Source organism: Haemophilus parainfluenzae, assembly GCF_014931275.1.
Lineage (GTDB): Bacteria > Pseudomonadota > Gammaproteobacteria > Enterobacterales > Pasteurellaceae > Haemophilus_D.
The window spans coordinates 141,963-164,880 of sequence record NZ_CP063110.1 but is presented as its reverse complement, the minus strand read 5'-3'; the positions used below and the strand labels follow the sequence as shown (position 1 = coordinate 164,880).

General features: G+C 39.5%; 22 protein-coding genes and 1 riboswitch. Of the genes, 18 read left to right on the top strand and 4 right to left on the bottom strand.

Translation table 11 applies throughout. The features are described 5' to 3' along the window. Positions 1-9: 9 nt before the first annotated feature. From INQ00_RS00795 to rplS, 13 genes are all read left to right on the top strand, one after another. Positions 10-1,176: a cobalamin-independent methionine synthase II family protein gene (locus INQ00_RS00795; protein ID WP_197547009.1), complete on the top strand. Its 1,167-nt coding sequence runs from the start codon at positions 10-12 to the stop codon at positions 1,174-1,176. After that, complete coding sequence (locus INQ00_RS00790; RefSeq protein ID WP_197547008.1) at positions 1,160-1,624, top strand: OsmC family protein; 465 nt, start codon at positions 1,160-1,162, stop codon at positions 1,622-1,624. Before INQ00_RS00795 ends, INQ00_RS00790 begins: the two co-directional genes overlap by 17 nt. A 255-nt stretch (positions 1,625-1,879) precedes the next feature. Beyond that, on the top strand, positions 1,880-3,907 hold the full coding sequence (locus INQ00_RS00785) for a BCCT family transporter (RefSeq protein ID WP_197547007.1): 2,028 nt from the start codon (positions 1,880-1,882) through the stop codon (positions 3,905-3,907). Between the two features lie 64 nt (positions 3,908-3,971). Next, entirely contained in the window at positions 3,972-5,891 is a 1,920-nt protein-coding gene (locus INQ00_RS00780; protein ID WP_197547006.1) for a BCCT family transporter, read from the top strand. A gap of 165 nt (positions 5,892-6,056) precedes the next feature. Then, complete coding sequence (gene tatA, locus INQ00_RS00775) at positions 6,057-6,287, top strand: twin-arginine translocase TatA/TatE family subunit (RefSeq protein ID WP_005695386.1); 231 nt, start codon at positions 6,057-6,059, stop codon at positions 6,285-6,287. A 2-nt stretch (positions 6,288-6,289) separates the two neighbouring features. Beyond that, positions 6,290-6,895 carry a Sec-independent protein translocase protein TatB gene (gene tatB, locus INQ00_RS00770; RefSeq protein ID WP_111327818.1) on the top strand — a complete coding sequence of 202 codons (606 nt, stop codon included), beginning with the start codon at positions 6,290-6,292 and terminating at the stop codon, positions 6,893-6,895. A gap of 9 nt (positions 6,896-6,904) precedes the next feature. Next, complete coding sequence (tatC, locus tag INQ00_RS00765) at positions 6,905-7,699, top strand: twin-arginine translocase subunit TatC (RefSeq protein WP_111316033.1); 795 nt, start codon at positions 6,905-6,907, stop codon at positions 7,697-7,699. Positions 7,700-7,755: 56 nt separating this feature from the next. After that, positions 7,756-8,778 (top strand): porphobilinogen synthase, encoded by a 1,023-nt coding sequence (gene hemB, locus INQ00_RS00760; protein WP_197547005.1) that lies wholly within the window; start codon positions 7,756-7,758, stop codon positions 8,776-8,778. Positions 8,779-9,009: 231 nt separating this feature from the next. Continuing rightward, positions 9,010-10,359: an NADP-specific glutamate dehydrogenase gene (gdhA, locus tag INQ00_RS00755; protein WP_197547004.1), complete on the top strand. Its 1,350-nt coding sequence runs from the start codon at positions 9,010-9,012 to the stop codon at positions 10,357-10,359. 226 nt (positions 10,360-10,585) lie between these two features. Beyond that, complete coding sequence (gene rpsP, locus INQ00_RS00750; RefSeq protein WP_049374354.1) at positions 10,586-10,831, top strand: 30S ribosomal protein S16; 246 nt, start codon at positions 10,586-10,588, stop codon at positions 10,829-10,831. A gap of 44 nt (positions 10,832-10,875) precedes the next feature. Continuing rightward, positions 10,876-11,403 carry a ribosome maturation factor RimM gene (gene rimM / locus INQ00_RS00745; protein WP_065244522.1) on the top strand — a complete coding sequence of 176 codons (528 nt, stop codon included), beginning with the start codon at positions 10,876-10,878 and terminating at the stop codon, positions 11,401-11,403. Positions 11,404-11,440: 37 nt separating this feature from the next. Beyond that, positions 11,441-12,181, top strand: coding sequence for a tRNA (guanosine(37)-N1)-methyltransferase TrmD (gene trmD / locus INQ00_RS00740; RefSeq protein ID WP_005634352.1), 741 nt, complete (start codon positions 11,441-11,443; stop codon positions 12,179-12,181). 36 nt (positions 12,182-12,217) lie between these two features. Beyond that, positions 12,218-12,568 carry a 50S ribosomal protein L19 gene (gene rplS / locus INQ00_RS00735; protein WP_014064141.1) on the top strand — a complete coding sequence of 117 codons (351 nt, stop codon included), beginning with the start codon at positions 12,218-12,220 and terminating at the stop codon, positions 12,566-12,568. A 60-nt stretch (positions 12,569-12,628) separates the two neighbouring features. Here the strand turns inward: rplS and rho are convergent, their stop codons facing one another. Then, on the bottom strand, positions 12,629-13,891 hold the full coding sequence (gene rho, locus INQ00_RS00730) for a transcription termination factor Rho (RefSeq protein WP_014064140.1): 1,263 nt from the start codon (positions 13,889-13,891) through the stop codon (positions 12,629-12,631). Between the two features lie 230 nt (positions 13,892-14,121). On the opposite strand from rho, the gene argH reads away from it, so the two are divergent. After that, entirely contained in the window at positions 14,122-15,495 is a 1,374-nt protein-coding gene (argH, locus tag INQ00_RS00725) for an argininosuccinate lyase (RefSeq protein ID WP_197547003.1), read from the top strand. A 58-nt stretch (positions 15,496-15,553) separates the two neighbouring features. Here the strand turns inward: argH and INQ00_RS00720 are convergent, their stop codons facing one another. The 3 genes from INQ00_RS00720 to serB all read right to left on the bottom strand — a co-directional run bounded on the left by INQ00_RS00720 (position 15,554) and on the right by serB (position 17,491). After that, on the bottom strand, positions 15,554-15,964 hold the full coding sequence (locus tag INQ00_RS00720) for a hypothetical protein (RefSeq protein WP_178164080.1): 411 nt from the start codon (positions 15,962-15,964) through the stop codon (positions 15,554-15,556). 70 nt (positions 15,965-16,034) lie between these two features. Beyond that, on the bottom strand, positions 16,035-16,526 hold the full coding sequence (locus tag INQ00_RS00715; RefSeq protein ID WP_005695407.1) for a YajQ family cyclic di-GMP-binding protein: 492 nt from the start codon (positions 16,524-16,526) through the stop codon (positions 16,035-16,037). A 20-nt stretch (positions 16,527-16,546) separates the two neighbouring features. Continuing rightward, positions 16,547-17,491, bottom strand: a complete 945-nt coding sequence (gene serB, locus INQ00_RS00710; RefSeq protein ID WP_197547002.1) for a phosphoserine phosphatase — start codon at positions 17,489-17,491, stop codon at positions 16,547-16,549. Positions 17,492-17,559: 68 nt separating this feature from the next. Between serB and INQ00_RS00705 the strand changes: the two genes are divergently transcribed. The 4 genes from INQ00_RS00705 to INQ00_RS00690 all read left to right on the top strand — a co-directional run bounded on the left by INQ00_RS00705 (position 17,560) and on the right by INQ00_RS00690 (position 22,716). Further along, positions 17,560-18,237: a YtjB family periplasmic protein gene (locus INQ00_RS00705; protein ID WP_041918191.1), complete on the top strand. Its 678-nt coding sequence runs from the start codon at positions 17,560-17,562 to the stop codon at positions 18,235-18,237. Between the two features lie 85 nt (positions 18,238-18,322). Next, a complete protein-coding gene (gene tkt, locus INQ00_RS00700; RefSeq protein ID WP_197547001.1) occupies positions 18,323-20,320 on the top strand; it encodes a transketolase in 1,998 nt (665 codons plus the stop codon). Positions 20,321-20,384: 64 nt separating this feature from the next. Next, positions 20,385-20,867: a pyridoxamine 5'-phosphate oxidase family protein gene (locus tag INQ00_RS00695; RefSeq protein WP_197547000.1), complete on the top strand. Its 483-nt coding sequence runs from the start codon at positions 20,385-20,387 to the stop codon at positions 20,865-20,867. Positions 20,868-21,135: 268 nt separating this feature from the next. Beyond that, a riboswitch (glycine riboswitch) is annotated at positions 21,136-21,257 on the top strand. Between the two features lie 88 nt (positions 21,258-21,345). After that, positions 21,346-22,716 carry an alanine/glycine:cation symporter family protein gene (locus tag INQ00_RS00690; protein ID WP_197546999.1) on the top strand — a complete coding sequence of 457 codons (1,371 nt, stop codon included), beginning with the start codon at positions 21,346-21,348 and terminating at the stop codon, positions 22,714-22,716. The last annotated feature ends 202 nt before the right edge of the window (positions 22,717-22,918 follow it).

The following is a 22,918-nucleotide window of genomic DNA, read 5'->3' as shown; positions in this document are numbered from 1 at the left end:
GGATTTTCTATGGAACTTTTCATAGGCTCAATGCCTCGTAGCCAAGCACTTTTGATGGCGCGTAAAAAGCACGCACTTGGTAAAATAACCACAACAGAGCTTAAGCAAATCGTTGTTCAAGAAACAAAACAAATTGTCGAACTTCAACAACGTACTGGCATTGATATTATCACGAGTGGCGAATTACTTCGCGACAATTACCTTTCTTTTATTGCACAAAAAATTCAAGGCGCAATCTTGATGAGCATGAGTGAAATGCTCGATCACATTAAAGAAAAGCAAATTTTTGAGTCAATGCTAGAAACCTTGGATGTTCCCGCACTTTCCATAAAAAATGCTATTTGCGTGGGAAAAATCAGCTACAAACAATCTTTAGTAGCAGATGAAATGCTGCTACTAAAAAATCTAACCAGGCAACCAATTAAAGCAACCTTGCCAGGGCCTTACTTAATGGCTCGATCTATGTGGCTTTCGCCTGTGTCAGGGCTACATTATTCATCAAAAGAAGAAATGGCGAAGGATGTTGTATCTATATTAAAGCAAGAAATTGATCATTTATGTGAGCTAGGCGTAAGTGTAGTTCAATTTGATGAGCCTGTTTTGACAGAAGTTATTTTTAGCCATCATCAAACACGTTCATTTATGTGTGCCGCGTTAAGCGAAAAACAAGATTTTGCTGCGGAACTACAGTTTGCGAAAAGTTTAATTACTCAAATCTTTGAGTATGCAAGAAATAAAAATATCAAAACCGCATTACATGTATGCCGTGGTAACTGGAGCAAAGATGAGAGCGTATTACTACGCGGACCTTATACGTCATTAGTGGATTTATTTGAATCGGCATTACCTGATATTTTAATGCTCGAATTTTCTACGCCAAGAGCGGGAGAATTAAGTTCGTTGTTAGAAAGTGAAATCTTAAGACAAAAATGTATTTTAGGCTTAGGCGTCATCAATCCTCGTTCTGATGAGGTGGAAACCGTAGATCAGATTGTTCAACGAGCGGAAAAAGCTTTAAATTACCTTCCACCAGAGCAAATTTGGCTAAATCCAGATTGTGGATTTGCCACTTTTTCTAACCGCCCTTTAAATGGTTTTGATATTATTGAAGCCAAACTTAAGGTATTAAATGAGGCAAAATCAATATTGAGGGAACGTTATGTATCACGTACCTGAAAGTGAATGTTTTACAGCGAAATATCGAGCCGTATTACGCGGAGAAGAAATTAAATTATTCACACCGAATGACAGTATTTCGCTCTATTCACAAGTCAATTTCGATAACCAATCGTTACAAAAAAGTGCGGTAGATTATTTTGCTGTTTCTATTCTAGGTGGCATTTTGAGTAGTGTAAAAGCGCATTTTGCTCAACAACGTACCGATATTGTAGAAATGGAAGGAAAAATTTGGCTCAACCTCGCCAATCCTTTAACCTTACTTGGTGTGCATGGTTATGATGAACCTCCACACATAACCGATTGTAAAATTAAAATTTTTATTTCATCTGATTTAGATGATCAGACGTTTGATAAGCTTACTGAAGCTGCATTAAGAAATTGTTTTATCTACAATACATTAAATAAAACGTTTTCTTTTACTGTCTTGTTTGAGCAAGTTTTGTAATTCATTATATCAGTTAAAAATACGACTTAAATTAAATACCATCAATATTTTCCTAATTTGAAATAATTGGTATTTTTTGATACCATAAATGCACTTTTGGAAACAATCCACTCAAATCCTACTGAGCGTTTTCTTCAAAATCGCACTTCTCCGTGCTATCATTTGCGATGGTTCCATCTCACCATTTAGGGCTTAAGGCCTTATTTTATTTAATCTGATTTTATTTTTATTCACTTAATTTTTAAGGGGGAAGCGTTGTCCTTATCTAAATTTATGGAAAAGCAAACGTCGTTCAATCCTTTAGTGATTGGTGCAACGTTATTTTTTGTGGTGTTGCTTGTCGCGATGATTTTAATCGCACCTGAACAAACACAAACTTTATTAAATGCTGCTAAATCGGGCATTTTTGCCAACTTTAGTTGGTTTTACATCTTAGCATTCTCGGTGTTTTTGGGCTTTTTAGTCATTTTATCAGTCAGTAGCTTAGGTAATATCAAATTGGGCAATGATGAAGAAGAGCCTGAATTCGGTTTTCTCTCTTGGTTAGCAATGTTATTTGCTGCCGGTATGGGGGTAGGGTTGATGTTCTTTGGTGTCGCAGAGCCCTTAACGCATTACTTATCTGATATTACCACAGGTAGCGCAGAGCATAAGCAACAAGAAGCCTTGTTACACACCTTATTCCACTGGGGAATTCATGCCTGGGCGGTGTATGGCACGATTGCGTTGGCATTGGCTTACTTTGGATTCCGTTACAAATTACCTTTGGCATTACGTTCTTGTTTCTATCCGTTATTGAAAGAGCGTATTAATGGCAAGTTAGGCGATCTTATCGACATTATGGCGTTACTTGCCACCTTATTTGGTGTTATCACAACATTAGGTTTTGGTGCATCACAATTGGGTGCAGGCTTACATCAATTAGGCTGGATTAGTGAAAATAGCTTCAGCTTACAAATGGTTGTGATTGCAGTGGTAATGAGTTTAGCGACATTTTCCGCGATTTCTGGCGTAGGGAAAGGGGTAAAAATCTTAAGTGAGCTGAATTTAACACTCGCTTTCTGTTTGTTGATTTTCGTGTTAGTGGCGGGACCGACACTTTATTTGTTATCAGCTTTTAGCGACAACATCGGAACGTATCTTAGCAACTTAGTAAAATTAAGTTTCAAAACCTATGTTTATGAACAAGAACATACTAGTTGGTTTAGCGGTTGGACAATTCTGTATTGGGCATGGTGGTGTTCTTGGGCGCCATTTGTCGGTTTATTTATTGCTCGTATTTCGAAAGGGCGTACCATTCGCGAATTTATTTTCGGCGTGTTGGTGATTCCTAGCATGTTCGGTATCTTGTGGTTTACCGTATTTGGTAATACAGCCATTTGGTTGAATGATGGTGAAGCTGCAGGTACGTTAGGACAAATGATTTCTTCGCCTGAAACGTTGCTCTTTAAGTTCTTAGATTATTTACCGCTTTCTGGCGTGACGGGCTTAGTGAGTTTGGTGGTGATTTCTTTATTCTTTATCACCTCAGCAGACTCCGGTATTTATGTATTAAATAACATTGCATCACGCGATAAAAGCCTTGCAGCACCTCGTTGGCAGGCCGTGATGTGGGGCATATTAATGTCAGTTGTCGCCATTGTTTTGATGCAATCAGGCGGCTTGGCTAATCTACAGGCAATGACGCTATTAGTGGCGTTACCTTTCGCCATGTTGATGTTGTTGATGTGTTTTAGTTTATGGAAAGGCTTGAATGCGGATAAAAAATATTTTGATACCAAAGTTAATCCAACCAGTATTTTCTGGACAGGGGATAAGTGGAAAGAACGTTTGGAACAAATGATGAACCAAACGCAAGAAAAAGATATTTTACGTTTCCTTAAACATACGGTATTACCGGCTATGCGTGAGCTACGCCAAGAGTTAATTAGTAAATATGAATTGAGTGTGCAAATTAACACGTTATTTGATCAAGATGAACCTGCAGTCGAGTTAGTCATTCAAAAAGATTTGATGCGAGACTTTATGTACGGGGTGAAATCTATCGGTCGTGAGGTGTCAGAGCAATTAATTAATGATGATAACTTGCCACATATCCAACATAGTATGACCTATGAGCCATACACTTATTTCTTTGATGGTCGAGTGGGTTATGATGTGCAATATATGGACCAAGATGAATTGATTGCCGATATGTTGAAACATTATGAACGTTACTTAAGTTTGCTAGACGATGTGGGTCAAGAATTGATGGCACATGAGCAAACAGAACTGGCTGAATAATAAGACTAAAGTGCGGTTGAAAATCCTCTTAATTTTTAACCGCACTTTTTATCTTAAAACAAATATGAAGATACAAAATACTTTCAAAGCAAATGTTATTTGGGGCAGTTTAGGTTTTAGTTTAGCGATTATTGCAGCCCTTTTATTTGATACGCAGCAAACGATATCTTATCTTGCTGCGGCGAAAGCCTTTATTTTCTCTCAATTTAGCTGGTTTTATATTTTACTGAGTGCATTTTTTCTATTCTTTTTACTTTTCTTGGCGTTAGGACGATACGGCGATATTAAACTCGGGAGTGATGAGGAAGAACCCGAGTTTAAATTAGGCTCTTGGATTGCATTACTCTTCACCTCTGGAATTGGTATTGGCATTGTTTTTCTTGGTGTTGCTGAACCGCTTTCACATTTTCTTTCACCAATAGGTGAATATGAGAAAGTTCGAACAGCATTATTTTTTAGTATTTTTCATTGGAGTATCAGTGCTTGGGCTATTTATGGATTAATTGCACTTACGATAGCTTACTTCGGATTTCGCTATAAATTACCCTTTTCTTTACGCTCTTGTTTTTATCCCTTGCTGAAAGAAAAGATTAATGGAAAAGTGGGGGATGTCATTGATATTCTCGGGATTTGTACCACCTTATTTGGCGTAGTCGCAACCTTAGGTTACAGTGCGATTCGGTTGGCTGCCGCATTCCACACAATGCATTTATTGGATAACTCACCCTATTTGGTTCCCCTTATTTTAGTGAGTGTTTTTATCATTGCTATCTTAATTTCACTGCAGGGTATCGCCAATGGGTTCCGAATTCTTAGTGAGCTTAATCTAGGCATTACCTTTCTCTTTATGCTATTGGTTTTGCTATTCGGTCCGACAATATATTTAATTTCTGCTTTTACGGAAAATATTGGTACCTATTTAAGCGGTTTAATTAGAGTCGGCTTCAAGGCTTATGCCTATGATGTAGAACATCTAGATTGGTTTATGGATTGGACGGTTTTTTACTGGGCATGGTGGTTTTCATGGGCGCCAGGCTTTGGGATTTTTATCGCACGGATTTCTCGCGGACGAACTTTGCGGGAGTTTATTTTCGGCGTATTGATGGTGCCAAGTTTATTCTTCGTTTTGTGGTTCACGGTATTTGGTAATGGAGCAATTTGGGTGAATGAGCATCTTGCTAAGGGGGCATTAGGTCGAGCTGTAAATGATGTGGGATCACTTCTTTTTGATTTTTTGAGTTATTTACCCTATTCTGGTTTAACTAAAACGTTAGCTTTATTTATTATCACACTCTTTTTTATTGTAACCATTAACTTTGGTATTTATACGCTTAATAATATCGCAATTGAAGACAAAAGCCAGGTTTCACCTCGTTGGCAATCTATGTTTTGGGGTGGTTTATTGTCAGCTGTTACATTTGTTCTTTATCTTTTTGGCGGTATTGAAATACTACAATCAACGATGTTGTTTTTCTCTTTACCTTTTGCTCTGTTGATGTCAGTGATGGCATGGAGTTTGTTAAAAGGTTTACGATTTGAACGTCAATATTATTCCACAGAGGTTTCAGATTTGTGGACAGGTGCAAACTGGCGTAGCCGTTTAAGACAGTTAGTGATTGAACCTAAGCGAGATGACGCCATTTCCCATTTAAAAACAACGGCACTTTTAGCAATGAGAGAGTTACGGCAGTTACTCATTGGTACCTATGGTCTAAATGTGACATTACAGCAACGTTTTGACGTCGATAATAATCAACTGGTCCTTTCTATTGAAAATGGATTAGCAGAAGATTTTTTTTACCAAATTACCTTGTTTGAGAAGCCCGCATCTGAAACAGCACAAGTTCATCATGCATTAATGGTTTCAACCAATATTCAATTGGAAGGTTATCCTTTGAATATCACAAAGGAAGAGGATTTGATCGTGGACATCTTGCAATGTTATGAGCGATACATGAGAGAGCTGGATTTTGTTATTTCATAATTCCTGTCTCATGAGCAAACAGAACTGGCTGAATAATAAGAATAAAGTGCGGTTGAAAATAACATTATTTTTTGACCGCACTTTTAAAATTACCTCTTGAGACAAATGCATAAAAAGAGTATATTCAAGCCCAAATTTTCAATTTAATTCTAACGGAGTTTTTCTATGTTTGGTTTATCCCCAGCACAAATGATTATTTTATTAGTCGTGATTTTATTAGTATTCGGTACAAAAAAATTACGCAATGCGGGATCTGATCTTGGCGCAGCAGTAAAAGGCTTTAAAAAAGCGATGTCTGATGACGAGCCAAAAAAAGATGCGGAGTTTACTCAAATTAAAGACGGCACAACAACCGCTGAAAAAACTGAAACTGTAAAAGATAAAGAACAGGCATAACCGTGTTTGATATTGGTTTTTCCGAACTTGTTTTATTGATGCTTGTGGGCTTAGTAGTACTAGGCCCTAAGCGTTTACCTGTGGCTATCCGCACGGTAATGGGCTGGGTGAAAACGATCCGTGGGTTGGCAGCTAATGTTCAAAATGAATTAAAACAAGAGCTTAAATTGCAAGAATTGCAAGATAGCATTAAGAAAGCGGAACAACTGAATCTAAAACAGCTTTCCCCAGATTTAAGTAAAACCGTTGAAGAGCTGAAAGAGCAGGCTCAAAAAATGCGTGCAGAGCTAGAAGAAAAAGCGGCTGCAGCGGGCACAACGGTAGAAGAGCAAATTAAAGAAATTAAAAGTGCGGCTGAAAATCCTGCTAATTCTGCTGAAAAACTCGTGGTGAATTCACAAGAAACTACAGAAAAACCATCTGAAACAGCATCGATAGAGCATGTAGAGAATGAACTTGCTGAAGTTTCAGAACCTGAAAAAATAGAAGTGGATTTGACCGCACTTGAAGCCCATGAACAAGCTGAATTAACCGAGCGTTTATCTGATTACTATTCGCCGGATGATGTGGAACTGCAACCAGCACCTAAATCTGAAGCTAAGTCCTAGAGAATAATTATGAGCAATACGACGGACGATTCCCAACCGTTAATTACCCATCTTGTTGAACTCAGAAACCGCTTATTACGTTGTGTAATTTGTATTTTAGTGGTTTTTGTGGCGTTGGTTTATTTTTCTAATGATATTTATCATTTTGTCGCCGCACCTTTAACGGCAGTAATGCCAAAGGGCGCAACGATGATTGCAACCAATATTCAAACGCCTTTCTTTACGCCAATTAAATTAACCGCGATTGTATCGGTATTTATTTCGGTGCCTTATTTGCTTTATCAAATTTGGGCGTTTGTTGCACCGGCGCTGTATCAACATGAAAAACGTTTAATTTATCCGTTATTATTTTCCAGTACAGTTTTATTCTATTGCGGTGTGGCATTTGCTTATTACATCGTTTTCCCTTTTGTGTTTAGTTTCTTTACTCAAACCGCACCAGAAGGGGTGGCTATCGCCACAGATATCAGTAGTTACCTTGATTTTGCTTTAGCATTATTCTTGGCATTCGGTGTGTGTTTTGAAGTACCTGTTGCTATTATTTTACTTTGTTGGACAGGTGTAACCACGACGAAAGCATTGGCTTCAAAACGTCCTTATATTGTTGTCGGTGCGTTTTTTGTCGGTATGATCTTAACGCCACCCGATGTTTTCTCACAAACGTTACTTGCCGTACCAATGTGCCTTTTATTTGAATTAGGCTTATTAGTTGCTCGTTTCTATCAACCGAAAGATGATGAAGAAGAGACAACGGATGAAGAAAGTGCGGTAGAAAATCAGGCTGATTTGAATCACAAAGATTAAGAAAATGGGCGTAGGTGATACGCCCTTTTAACATCATAAAAAACAGGAATATTATTATGACTCAACAAATTTTAGGCGGTTTCCCAACCCGTCGTCTTCGTCGCTTACGTAAACATGATTTTAGCCGCCGTTTAGTGGCAGAAAATACTTTAACCGCGAATGATTTAATTTATCCGGTATTTATTATTGAAGGTGAAAATAATCGTGAACCAGTGCCTTCTATGCCTAAAGTTGAGCGTTTAACCATCGATCAGTTATTAATTGAAGCAGGTCTTTTAGTGAAATATGGTGTGCCAGTGATCGCATTATTCCCTGTGGTTGAGCAAGATAAAAAATCTTTAATGGCAGATGAAGCGTTTAACCCAAATGGTTTAGTACAGCGTGCAGTAAAAGCATTGAAAGCCGCGTATCCAGAATTAGGCGTATTAACTGATGTAGCACTTGATCCTTATACTATTCATGGACAAGATGGCATCATTGATGAAGAATGCTATGTCTTAAACGATATCACGACAGATATTCTGATCAAACAGGCACTTTCTCATGCTGAAGCGGGTGCAGATGTTGTGGCACCGAGTGATATGATGGATGGTCGTATTGGCCGTATTCGTCAGGCATTGGAAGAGAATGGCCATATCAATACACAAATTATGGCGTACTCAGCGAAATATGCGTCTAATTACTATGGTCCATTCCGTGATGCAGTCGGTTCTGCGGGTAATCTGAAAGGTGGCGATAAGAAAACTTACCAACTTGATCCGGCAAATGGAAATGAAGGCTTGCAAGAAGTTGCACTTGATTTACAAGAAGGTGCGGATATGGTGATGGTAAAACCAGGTATGCCGTATTTGGATATGGTATATCGCGTGAAAGAGTATTTCGGTGTGCCAACTTTTGCTTACCAAGTTTCTGGCGAATATGCGATGCATATGGCAGCCATTCAAAATGGTTGGTTGAAAGAAAAAGAATGCATTATGGAATCATTGCTTTGCTTTAAACGTGCGGGTGCGGATGGTATCTTGACGTACTTTGCGAAGCAGGTTGCAGAGTGGCTTTACTTAGAAGGTAAAAATAAATAAGGACTTTTTAAGTTGAAGTGTTAGCTTAGATACTGATTTTTAGATCTTATCTAATAGAAACGGGAAAATATTAAATGTTTTCTCGTTTTTTTTTTTTCTTCTTTTTTTCTATAAAAAAACTATTGCTGAATTGATTTTTCTATTGCTATATTGAAGGCACACCGCAAGAAGACGGTGAAATAAAATAATTTTACACACATCATACTCACTCACTACTAGAAGGAAAATCCTATGTCAGCAGTAGCATCCTTAGACGAATTTCTTGAAAAAGTGGCTCAACGTGACGGCCACCAACCTGAATTTTTACAAGCCGTTCGTGAAGTATTCACTTCAATCTGGCCTTTCTTGGAAGCAAATCCTAAATACCGTTCAGAAGCTTTATTAGAGCGTTTAGTTGAACCTGAGCGTGCATTTCAGTTCCGTGTGGCGTGGACTGATGATAAAGGTCAAGTTCAAGTAAACCGAGCTTTTCGCATACAATTCAACAGCGCAATTGGTCCATACAAAGGCGGAATGCGTTTCCATCCATCTGTTAACTTATCGATTTTAAAATTCTTAGGCTTTGAACAGATCTTTAAAAATGCCTTAACCACATTGCCAATGGGCGGTGCGAAAGGCGGTTCAGATTTTGATCCTAAAGGAAAATCAGATGCAGAAGTCATGCGTTTTTGCCAAGCGTTAATGGCTGAGCTTTATCGTCATGTCGGTCCGGATACCGATGTGCCGGCAGGCGATATCGGTGTAGGTGGTCGAGAGGTCGGCTATCTTGCAGGCTATATGAAAAAATTATCAAACCAAGCTGCTTGTGTGTTTACGGGGCGTGGTCTTTCATTCGGTGGGAGTTTAATTCGTCCTGAAGCGACGGGTTATGGTTTGGTGTATTTCGCACAAGCAATGCTCGCTGAAAAAGGGGATTGCTTCCAAGGTAAAACCGTTTTAGTTTCTGGCTCGGGTAACGTGGCTCAATATGCCATTGAAAAAGCGATGGAGCTCGGTGCGAAAGTGGTAACCTGTTCTGACTCGGCGGGTTATGTATATTTGCCAGAAGGTTTTGATCGTGAAAAATTAGCCGCGTTATTAGAACTCAAAAACGTAAAACGTGGTCGCGTAAAAGAATTTGCGGAACAGTTTGGTTTGCAATATGTTGCGGGTAAACGCCCTTGGGAAGTGAAAGCTGATATCGCTCTTCCTTGTGCAACCCAAAACGAATTAGAGATTTCAGACGCTAAAGCCTTAATTGCAAATGGCGTGAAATTAGTTGCTGAAGGTGCAAACATGCCAACCACTATCGAAGCTACAGAGGCATTCTTAGAGGCTGGCGTGTTATTTGGGCCTGGCAAAGCAGCAAATGCCGGTGGTGTAGCAACGTCAGGTTTAGAAATGGCACAAAGCTCACAACGTTTGTATTGGTCGGCTGAAGAAGTGGATAAACAGCTTCATCGTATCATGTTAGATATTCATGCAAACTGTAAAAAATATGGCACAGTCGCAGGTCAAGCAAACATTAACTATGTTGTCGGGGCAAATGTTGCAGGCTTTGTGAAAGTGGCTGATGCAATGTTGGCGCAAGGGGTTTATTAAGCCAATAAATGAATGAAAAAATGACCGCACTTTGTGATGAAGTGCGGTCATTTTTTATAGTGAATTTCTCAAGTTGAAATGGGCTTGTGGCTTGCTTTTTTGCTCAAAAAGTGTAAAATCTTCAGGCTTTTTGTCTATATATACAGAGAAAAAAGTAAGCTATATTCTTAAATCACTTTCGAGTTTGAGAATATTCTTTTAGTAATTAAACATTTAGAGGAAGGTTATGGTAACCATTCGTTTATCTCGTGGCGGAGCTAAAAAACGCCCATTTTATCAAATCGTAGTAACTGATAGTCGTTCACCACGTGACGGTCGTTTCATTGAGCGTGTAGGTTTCTTCAACCCAATCGCACAAGGTAACGCAGAGCGTCTTCGTGTTGATCTTGAGCGTGTAAACCACTGGGTTGCTCAAGGTGCTTCACTTTCAGACCGTGTTGCGACTTTGGTAAAAGAAGCTCAAAAAGCATAATCTCGCTTTTTGATTTAGTTCTTAAACTAAGATAGGTGAAAAATATGGAACAACAACGTATTGAAGTTGTGGGCAAATTAGGCTCAACCTACGGTATTCGTGGGTGGTTACGTATTTATTCATCAACAGAACAAGCTGAAAGCATTTTTGATTATCAACCTTGGTTTTTAAAAATCAAAGGTGAATGGCAGCCAACTGAATTAGAAAACTGGCGTCATCATAATCACGAAATCATCGTCAAATTAAAAGGCGTTGATGATCGTGAAGCTGCACAAATTTTAGCAAATGTTGAAATTGGTGTGGATTTATCTGTATTCCCAGAACTGGAAGAAGGCGATTATTACTGGCACGATTTAATCGGTTGTTCAGTCGTCAACTTAGAAGGTTATACAATGGGAACGGTAACAGAGATGATGGAAACTGGTTCTAATGATGTGTTAGTGGTGAAAGCCAATACTAAAGATGCTTTTGGAAAACAAGAGCGGTTAATTCCGTTCTTGTATGAACAAGTAGTTAAAAGAGTCGATCTCACCACGAAAACAATTGAAGTGGATTGGGACGCTGGTTTCTAATCTCAAGTATGCACAAACGTAATGTAGTAGGCTTTTTATGTGGATAGGGGTGATTTCATTATTCCCCGAAATGTTTAAAGCGATTACGGAATTTGGGGTTACAGGTAGAGCCGTAAAACATAATCTTCTGCAAGTAGAATGTTGGAATCCAAGAGATTTTACATTCGACAAGCATAAAACCGTGGATGATCGTCCTTATGGTGGTGGTCCGGGAATGCTGATGATGGTGCAACCTTTACGGGATGCGATTCATGCTGCGAAAGCAGCGGCAGGAGAAGGCGCAAAGGTGATTTACCTTTCGCCACAAGGACGTAAACTCGATCAAGGCGGCGTAACCGAGCTTGCTCAAAATCAGAAATTGATTTTGGTATGTGGACGTTACGAAGGTATTGATGAGCGATTGATTCAAACTGAAATTGATGAAGAATGGTCAATTGGCGATTACGTTCTGACTGGTGGGGAATTGCCGGCAATGACATTAATTGATGCTGTTGCGCGTTTTATTCCCGGTGTATTAGGCAAACAAGCCTCCGCAGAAGAAGATTCTTTTGCAGACGGTTTATTAGATTGCCCGCATTACACCAGACCGGAAGTGTTAGAAGGATTAACTGTACCACCTGTGCTGATGTCGGGACATCACGAAGAAATTCGGAAATGGCGATTAAAACAATCGCTACAAAGAACGTGGCTCCGACGCCCTGAGCTCTTAGAAGGCCTAGCTCTGACTGACGAACAACGTAAACTGTTAAAAGAGGCGCAAGCCGAGCATAACAGTTAGTTTCAGTTACATCTAGGATCAATAAAGGATCAAACAATGTCTAACATTATCAAACAACTTGAACAAGAACAATTAAAACAAAACGTACCTAGCTTCCGCCCAGGTGATACTTTAGAAGTTAAAGTATGGGTAGTTGAAGGTAGCAAACGTCGTTTGCAAGCATTCGAAGGCGTGGTTATTGCAATTCGTAACCGTGGTTTGCATTCAGCATTCACTTTACGTAAAATTTCTAACGGTGTAGGTGTTGAGCGTGTATTCCAAACTCACTCACCAGTCGTAGATTCAATCACTGTTAAACGTAAAGGTGCAGTACGTAAAGCTAAACTTTACTACTTACGTGAACGTTCAGGTAAATCTGCTCGTATTAAAGAGCGTTTGGGCGAATAATTCGCAAAATAAAAAAGGCTTGGTTTTCCAAGCCTTTTTTGTTTTTAAGTGCGGTCAGAATTAAGACCGCTTCATAATTTCAAAAAACTCATCGTTGGTTTTTGCCACCATAAGTTTGTCGATGAGGAATTCCATCGCTTCCACTTCACCCATTGGGTTAAGGATTTTGCGTAGAATCCACATTTTTTGTAATTCATCTGGTGTGGTAAGTAAATCTTCTTTACGCGTACCAGAACGGTTGAAGTCGATCGCTGGGAACACACGTTTTTCTGCAATTTTGCGAGAAAGATGTAATTCCATATTACCGGTACCTTTAAATTCTTCAAAGATAACCTCATCCATTTTTGAACCGGTATCCACAAGTGCAGTCGCAATAATGGTTAAACTACCACCTTCTTCCACGTTACGCGCCGCACCAAAGAAACGTTTTGGACGATGTAAAGCATTTGCATCCACACCACCAGAAAGAATTTTACCGGATGCTGGTGTCACGGTATTGTAAGCACGTGCTAAACGAGTAATAGAGTCGAGTAAAATCACCACATCTTTTTTGTGCTCAACAGAACGTTTTGCTTTCTCAATAACCATTTCTGCTACTTGAACGTGACGGGTTGCTGGTTCATCAAAGGTAGAGGCAATCACTTCACCTTTTACCGAACGTTGCATTTCCGTTACTTCTTCTGGACGTTCATCAATTAAAAGCACGATTAGCTCACATTCTGGATAATTGTGCGTGATGCTTTGTGCAATGTTTTGTAACAACATGGTTTTACCGGCTTTTGGTGGAGCCACGATAAGACCACGTTGACCTTTACCAATCGGAGACGCTAAATCCAAAATACGCGCGGTTAAATCTTCGGTTGAGCCATTACCACGTTCCATTCTTAAGCGAGAATTCGCGTGTAATGGGGTTAAGTTTTCGAAAAGGATTTTGCTACGAGAGACTTCAGGTTTGTCATCGTTGACTTGGTCGACTTTTAAAAGTGCAAAATAGCGTTCACCTTCTTTTGGTGGACGGATTTTGCCTTCGATTTTATCACCAGTTTGAAGATTGAAACGACGAATTTGACTTGGGGAAACGTAGATGTCATCAGGACCAGCAAGGTAGGAACTGTCTGCGGAGCGTAAGAAACCGAAACCATCGGGTAAAATCTCCAATACGCCGCCGCCAAAAATGTCTTCACCGCTCTTGGCGTGCTGTTTCAAAATAGCAAAAACAATATCTTGTTTACGTAAACGGGCAAGATTTTCCAAACCCATTTGTTCTTCGCCAAGTTTCACAAGATCAGAAACAGGCGTGTTTTTAAGTTCTGTAAGATGCATAATTAATAATGTTGGAACTAATAAGAGTTGATAATACTGAATTGTTTGAATGGTGGGCAATGCCCTTAAGAATGCTGCGTAAATTACCACTAAAATGCAGTACTGTCTAGTTTTTGTTAGAAAAAACAGGGTAAAATAGCGGACGATATAGAGATTATTATTGCATATTGATTAATTATGCGTAATAATTGAATAATTAATCATTTTTATAATCGAGATAAGGATAACTTATGGCTCTCTGGGGTGGTCGTTTTACACAAGCGGCAGACAAACGTTTTAAAGATTTTAATGATAGCCTGCGTTTTGATTATCGCTTGGCAGAGCAAGATATTGAAGGCTCAATTGGTTGGTCTAAAGCTTTAGTGAATGTTGGTGTATTAAGTGCTGAAGAGCAACAACAGCTAGGGGTTGCCTTAAATGAATTATTAATCGAAGTGCGGTCAAATCCACAAGCGATTTTGCAGGATGATGCAGAAGATATTCATAGCTGGGTGGAAAGTAAACTTATTGATAAAGTGGGTAATTTAGGTAAAAAATTACACACGGGTCGTAGCCGTAATGACCAAGTTGCACTTGATATCAAAATGTGGTGTAAACAACGTGTAGTCGAGTTGCAAGAGTCAGTTCGTAATCTTCAACGTCACTTAGTACAAACTGCTGAAAATACGCAAGATGCGGTGATGCCGGGTTATACCCATTTACAACGTGCACAACCAATCACTTTTGCTCATTGGTGTATGGCCTATGTGGAAATGTTTGAGCGTGATTATTCACGTCTTACAGATGCTTATAAACGAATGAATAGCTGCCCATTAGGCAGTGGCGCACTTGCAGGAACAGCCTATGCAGTCGATCGTGAACAATTAGCCATCGATCTTGATTTTGCTTTTGCGACGCGTAATAGTTTGGATAGCGTCTCTGATCGTGATCATATTGTGGAATTACTTTCAACGGCGTCTTTAAGTATGGCGCACCTTTCTCGTTTCGCAGAAGATATGATTATTTTCAACAGTGGTGAAGCGAATTTTGTGGAATTGTCAGATCGTGTGACTTCAGGCTCGTCTTTAATGCCGCAAAAGAAAAATCCAGACGCTTGTGAATTGATTCGTGGTAAAGCGGGCCGTGTCATGGGGGCATTAACCGGTATGTTGATGACTTTAAAAGGTTTGCCGTTAGCGTATAACAAAGATATGCAAGAAGACAAAGAAGGGATCTTTGATGCGTTAGATACCTGGCAAGATTGCGTAGATATGGCGACTTTTGTACTAGATGAATTAAAAGTGAATACCGACCGTACACGCGAAGCTGCCTTAAAAGGTTATTCAAATGCAACAGAGCTAGCGGATTACCTTGTGGCAAAAGGTGTACCATTCCGTGATTCTCACCATATTGTCGGTGAAACCGTGGTTTATGCCATTGAAAAAGGAAAAGCGTTGGAAGACTTAACCATTCCTGAGTTCCGTCAATTCAGTGATGTGGTGGGAGATGATGTCTATGACATTCTTTCACTACAATCTTGTTTAGATAAACGTTGTGCGAAAGGTGGGGTTTCACCACTTCGAGTAGCAGAGGCGATTGCAGAAGCAAAAGCGAGATTGGCTTAATTAGCGTAAATAAAAGAGCGGTTAAAAAATATTGTGTTTTTTGACCGCTCTTTCGTTTTTATGGCGTAGGTGGATCCATTAATTCAAGGATTTTATCGGTAGGCTCTTTTATATCGAAACTCGATCCCATTAATAATGAAAAAGTCTCATCATTTCGTTTGCAAGCAGCATGAGAAATTAGCTTACCTTTCTTATTACGCAAATCGATAGTAACTTGACTGATGCTCGTCTTATCTACTGCTCTTTCTTTTATTATCGTCCACAACTGATTATTTTCTGTTGGTGGAAGAAAAAGAGTCGCTTCTGTGGCATAAGCTTGTAAGTAAGCATTATCTATCGTTTGATCAGCCACATTCACATCGTTTTTCATGTAAGTGAATGTTTTAAGATTATTTAGCGCGACCCAAATCTTTTCACCTTTGGTGGTTTCACATTTTACAACATCAATGACGCTCTCACCGAGATTCATAGCATTCTCATTTGCGAGCGAACATGCTGGAACTGCAGCCAAAAATACCCATAAATATTTTTTCATTAAATTAATCTCTGAAGTTATTAAATTGGAATGGTTGACCTAATTCGGCGCCTTTCACCAATTGAATAACAGCTTGTAAATCATCACGTGATTTACCAGTTACGCGCACTTGTTCACCTTGAATTTGAGTTTGAACTTTGATTTTTGAATCTTTCACTAATTTAGTGATTTTTTTCGCCATCTCCGTTTCAATCCCTTGTTTTAATTTGATTTCTTTGGTGTAAAGTTTACCGTGGTGTTCACTTTCTGTTGGGATATCTAACGAGCTATGCTCAATGCCACGTTTTACAAACGCACCAATTAAGATTTCAATTAACTGCTCTAATTGGAAATCAGATTCGGTCGTCACTTTCACGGTTTCGCTTTTTTCATTTAATTCAATCACCGCTTCCACGCCACGAAAATCATAACGTGTACTTAATACACGGTTTGCATTTTCAACTGCATTACGCACTTCGTGCATAGTAATTTCAGATACGATATCAAAAGATGGCATAAGTTTTCTCCCAAAATGAATTAAATTCGATCATTTGCACTTAAAAGACATAAAAGTGCGGTTAAGTCAGCAAAGTTTACCACAATTTGTGCTTGTTGTTGCACCTTCGGTTTCGCATGAAATGCCACGCCTAATCCGGCGACATTCATCATCGCCAAATCATTGGCGCCATCACCAATGGCGAGGGTGTTTTTGCGTGGAATACTGTATTCCTCAGCGAGTTTTTGCAAGGTATTCGCTTTGTATTGTGCATCGACCACGCTGCCTTTTACATTACCAGTGAGCGTGCCATCAATAATTTCAAATTGATTAGATGCCGCAAAGTCAAGGTTTAATAAACTTTTTAAGTAATCAGCGAAATAGGTAAAGCCACCAGAAGCAATGGCGGTTTTCCAACCATGTTGTTGTAATGTCTTAATGGTTTCAATTAAGCCTGGCATTAAAGGCAATTTTTCACGTACTTGTTGCAAAATACTTTCTGGCGCGCCTTTAAGCGTACCGACGCGACGACGCAAACTTTGTTCAAAATCGAGCTCGCCACGCATTGCGCTTTCAGTAATGGCAGAAACCAGTTCACCCGTGCCAGCCAGTTTAGCGATCTCATCGATACATTCAATTTGAATGGCAGTAGAATCCATATCCATTACCAATAAACCTTTTTCTGATAATTTTGCATCAAAATCCAGTTTGGCGATGTCTAATTGCAGGTCGTGAGCATGGGCAATAAAATCGGCTAGCCATTTGCCTTTTAAAAGGACAACGGTATTTTTTTCAACGTTCCATGCATCAAAACACTGGAAAGATTGACCGCACTTTTGTTGGAATTCGAGTAATTTCGCTAAATTCAGCGTTGTGCCGTATAAAATAAACGCATGTGTTTCATCGGAATGAGGCAAATCAGACGAAAGTGCGGTGGGGAATTGGGGATATTTTTGAGTAATGCTTGCAAGGTTTTGAATTTGCATAGAAAATCCTGTAAATTGTGAATACTCATCTATTCTAGCCGATCTTGGCGAAAAAATGGAAAAACAACGTGCAATTAATTAAAGAAAAACTTCAAAAATCATTGATGTTTGGGCTCATCGTGCTGCTTTGTATCGGTGCCATGGCCGTGATTTTGTTTGGTGTGAAACAATTTAAGATTGGTTCACAGCTTTCAAGTGTGAATCAAGTCGCAAATTTATCGCATACTTTGGTTCGTCAGCAGGCAAATTTATTTTCGGTTTTATTAACTAATAATGCGAAATCCGATCAGCTCGTCGAAAATTTGGATAATTTAGTTAAAGAAAACTTTGTGCTCGATGCAACCATTTATGATTATAACGGCAAGGAATTAGCACAAAGTACCAATACCGGTAATCTTCGTGAGCAACTTGGTCTAGAACATAAAAATGAAGGTGAGTTTTCAACACAGCAAATTGTTGAGCCCATTTATTCTGCTTCTAATAACGCTGTTCGTGGCTTCTTGCGAGTGACGTTTGACGCCCAATATGCTCAAACAACGCAGAGCAAAATTAATCAAGTCTTCCACCGCTTATATGGTGAAATTGTGGTGGTCTTTTTATTAGGTGCTTTATTCGCCAGTTCCATTCATTATTTTTTAAGTCATTATCGTCGAACATATCGAAAACCAGTAGAAACTAAAACGGTGGTAAATTTACAAGGTAAATCGAGTAGCCAACGTTTCCATCAACGTCGTCGAAGAATTTGATCAAGGTAAATAAAATTGCAGATATTGCTCAAGTCAATCAGTAAATAAGGTAGAATACTCAGAATTATTTAGATAGGAGAAAAACATGGCAACTCGTAGACAACTAGCCAACGCAATTCGTGCGCTATCAATGGATGCAGTACAAAAAGCAAAATCAGGCCACCCTGGCGCACCAATGGGAATGGCGGATATCGCTGAGGTATTATGGCGCGATTTCTTAAAACACAATCCAAACAACCCTAAATGGGCTGATCGCGACCGTTTTGTGCTTTCTAACGGCCACGGTTCAATGTTGATTTATAGCTTATTACATTTAACAGGCTATGATCTTTCTATCGAAGATTTAAAACAATTCCGTCAATTACATTCTAAAACGCCAGGCCACCCAGAATATGGTTATGCACCAGGTGTTGAAACCACAACTGGTCCGTTAGGTCAAGGCATCACTAATGCTGTAGGGATGGCGATTGCTGAGAAAACCTTAGCGGGTCAATTTAACCGTGAAGGCCATGAAATCGTAGACCACCACACTTATGTGTTCTTAGGCGATGGCTGTTTAATGGAAGGGATTTCTCATGAAGCTTGCTCTTTAGCAGGCACATTAGGCCTTGGTAAATTAATCGCATTCTACGATGACAATAACATTTCGATTGATGGTCATGTAGATGGTTGGTTCAGCGATGATACCGCAGCTCGTTTTGAAGCTTATGGCTGGCAAGTGATTCGCAATGTGGATGGTCACGATGCAGAACAAATTCGTGCAGCGACTATTCTTGCTCAAGCAGAAAAAGAAAAACCAACGTTGATTATTTGTAAAACCATTATCGGTTTTGGTTCACCAAATAAATCAGGTTCTCATGATTGCCACGGTGCACCATTAGGCGATGAAGAAATCGCATTAACCCGTAAAGCGCTAGGCTGGGAATATGGTCCATTTGAAATTCCGGCTGAGTATTATGCTGAATGGTCTGCAAAAGAAAAAGGTGCTGCAGCAGAAAAATCTTGGGAAGAAAAATTTGCCGCTTATGCTAAAGCATATCCAGAACTTGCTGCAGAATTTACACGTCGTGTAAATGGTGAATTACCATCAAATTGGGCTACAGAATCTAAAGCGTTCATTGAAAAATTACAAGCGAACCCAGCGAGCATTGCAAGCCGTAAAGCATCACAAAATGCAATCGAAGCTTATGCACATGTGTTACCTGAATTTTTAGGTGGATCTGCAGACTTAGCAAGCTCTAACTTAACGTTATGGAGCGGCTCTAAACCAATTCGTGCACACGAAAACGTAGGTGGCAACTACCTTAACTATGGTGTGCGGGAGTTCGGTATGTCAGCGATTATGAATGGTATTGCTTTACACGGCGGGTTCATTCCTTACGGCGCAACCTTCTTAATGTTCTACGAATATGCACACAATGCAGTGCGTATGGCGGCATTAATGAAACAACGCACTTTATTCGTTTATACTCATGACTCGATCGGCTTAGGCGAAGATGGCCCAACTCACCAACCAGTTGAGCAAACCACCTCATTACGCTTAATTCCAAATCTTGAAACATGGCGTCCATGTGACCAAGTGGAATCAGCTATCGCATGGCAACAAGCGGTTGAACGTCAAGATGGTCCAAGTGCATTGATCTTTACTCGTCAAAACTTAGCACAAATGGACCGCACTTCTGCACAATTAGATGCTGTTAAACGTGGTGCTTATGTGTTAAAAGACTGTGATGGCACACCTGAGTTAATCTTCATTGCAACAGGTTCTGAAGTGGAATTAGCGATGAAAGCAGCAGATATATTGAGTGCTGAAGGTAAAAAAGTACGTGTCGTCTCTATGCCAAGTACTAATCGTTTCGATAAACAAGATGCAGCGTACCGTGAAAGCGTATTACCAGCAGCAGTAACCAAACGTGTTGCGATTGAAGCAGGCATTGCCGACTTCTGGTATAAATACGTTGGCTTTGAAGGTCGCGTAGTAGGTATGAATAGCTTCGGTGAATCAGCACCTGCGGATCAATTATTCAAACTCTTTGGTTTCACCGTGGATAACGTGGTGGCAAAAGCAAAAGAGATTTTATAATCCTTAAAATTGAAGGCAGATATTTATCTGCCTTTTTTATTTAATAAGCAAGGGGGAGTATAATATGGAATGTTCTAAGATTAGACGTAAGGATAGGGCGATCACTGATTATCATCGTATGTTAGAAATTATGAATCAGTGTGATATTTGCCGTTTAGGATTACAAGATGATGAAAGTGTTTATATTGTTCCATTAAATTTTGGTTTTAAGGCAGATAATGAAGAACTTACTCTTTATTTCCATGGATTTGTTAAAGGGAAAAAGATTGAACTGATTAAAAAGAATAAATTAGCTGGTTTTGAAATGGACCGTAAACATGAAATTGTAAAAGCAGAAATTGCCTGTGATTATTCTTTTTTATATCAGAGCATTATTGGAAAAGGGAATTTATTCATTATCGAAGATAAAGATGAGAAGATTGATGCTCTACAATATTTAATGGAACACTATACACAGAAAAATGATTGGCAGTTTAGTGAGAATGAGCTAAACAAAATCGTGGTTATTAAGATGAATGTGACTCAATGGTCATGTAAAGAGCACTAATTTTATTGCTGAGAGAAGTGCGGTCAAAAATAAGAAGATTTTTGATCGCACTTTGTTTTTATTTGGCTTCACCTTGTTATCAAAGCCTTTTTTCGTCAATCCATTGAGTTAGCTTTTTAAGTTTGTTAAAATTTGCAGTACTTTTTGCAATAAAAATAAAACGTAAAAAGTGAGTTCGGAAGAAGGTAGCTGGAGAGTAGGGAATTGCCCCTACGCCGACGAGGTAAAATCTTTCAGGCGCAATCGCAAGGTTGCAGGGACTGTTACTGGACGAACCCTTGGAGAGATCCATTGCATTTTATTGATGTAAATGGACGCCGAAGGCGCAAAAGAGCGGTCGATTTTTCGATTGTTTTCCAAACGCTCAGGCAAAAGGACAGGGGCAAAAGACAATCGGTATTATCAAAAATATTTCTATCGGGATTCTTCTTGTCTCCTTGTCGAGTTTATTTGTATTTTAAACGACGAGGAATCATCAATGTCATTACAGACAACCTTATCTGCGATTAGCAGCTTTGTATGGGGACCGCCCCTACTCATTCTATTGTCCGGAACAGGACTTTATCTCACCCTTCGTTTAGGTTTCTTACAAATTCGTTATTTGCCGCGTGCATTGGGCTATTTATTTGCTCGAGGTGCGAATAAAGGTAAGGGGGATGTGTCTTCTTTTGCGGCACTTTGTACGGCATTAGCGGCAACTATTGGTACAGGGAATATCGTGGGTGTAGCGACTGCAGTACAAGCGGGCGGACCTGGCGCAATTTTTTGGATGTGGCTAGTTGCATTATTAGGCATGGCAACTAAATACGCTGAATGTTTACTTGCCGTGAAATATCGTGTTCGAGATAAATACGGTTTTATGGCCGGTGGACCAATGTATTACATCGAACGCGGTCTTGGTATTAAATGGCTAGCCAAATTATTTGCGCTCTTTGGAGTCTTGGTGGCCTTTTTCGGTATTGGTACCTTCCCTCAAATAAATGCCATTACGCATGCGATGCAAGACACATTCAATGTACCCGTTATTATTACTGCAACAGTGGTGACGGTGTTGGTCGCCATGATTATTCTCGGTGGTGTAAGACGTATTGCGACAGCTTCTTCAGTGATTGTGCCTTTTATGGCAATCGGCTATGTGGTGACCTCAATTATTATCTTAATCGTTAATTACGACAAATTGCCTGCTGCAATTGCATTAATTATTCATAGTGCGTTTAACCCACAAGCGGCTTTAGGCGGTGCAGTTGGTTTTACCGTGATGAAAGCGATTCAATCGGGTGTTGCGCGCGGTATTTTCTCAAATGAATCTGGTTTAGGGAGTGCACCTATTGCTGCTGCGGCAGCACAAACTAAAGAGCCTGTTCGTCAGGGATTAATCTCGATGACAGGAACTTTCTTAGATACCATTATTGTGTGTACGATGACGGGATTAGTACTTGTTATTACGGGGGCATGGAGTAATCCTGAGCTTTCTGGCGCAAGTGTGACCAACTACGCTTTTGCACAGGGCTTAGGCACATCAATCGGTGCAACTATTGTAACCGTTGGCTTATTATTCTTTGCTTTCACTACAATTTTAGGGTGGTGTTACTATGGAGAGCGTTGTTTCCTTTACTTAGTTGGTATCCGTGGTATTAAATTTTATCGCTTCATGTTTATTGTTTTGGTCGGGACGGGTTCATTCCTCACCTTAGATTTAATCTGGATTTTAGCGGATATCGTGAATGGTTTAATGGCCTTCCCGAACTTGATAGCATTAATTGGTTTGCGTAAAGAGATTATTTCAGAAACTAAGGATTACTTTGAACGTTTAAAAGCGACGCAACATGATCAAGATGAATTAGCCTAATTCATATCGTAAAAAGAAAAGGGAAGCTGAGCGCTTCCCTTTGTTGTTTACAGCTTTATATCATAACAAGTTTGCACAGAAAGAAAATTATATTTTTTCAGAAATTAGATCCCGATCATATTTTTGAACATTTGTTTTTTTATTTGACTAAAAGCACTTGAAAAAGCAGTGCAAGGTCGATATGTTGTTATTAAAGATGAAC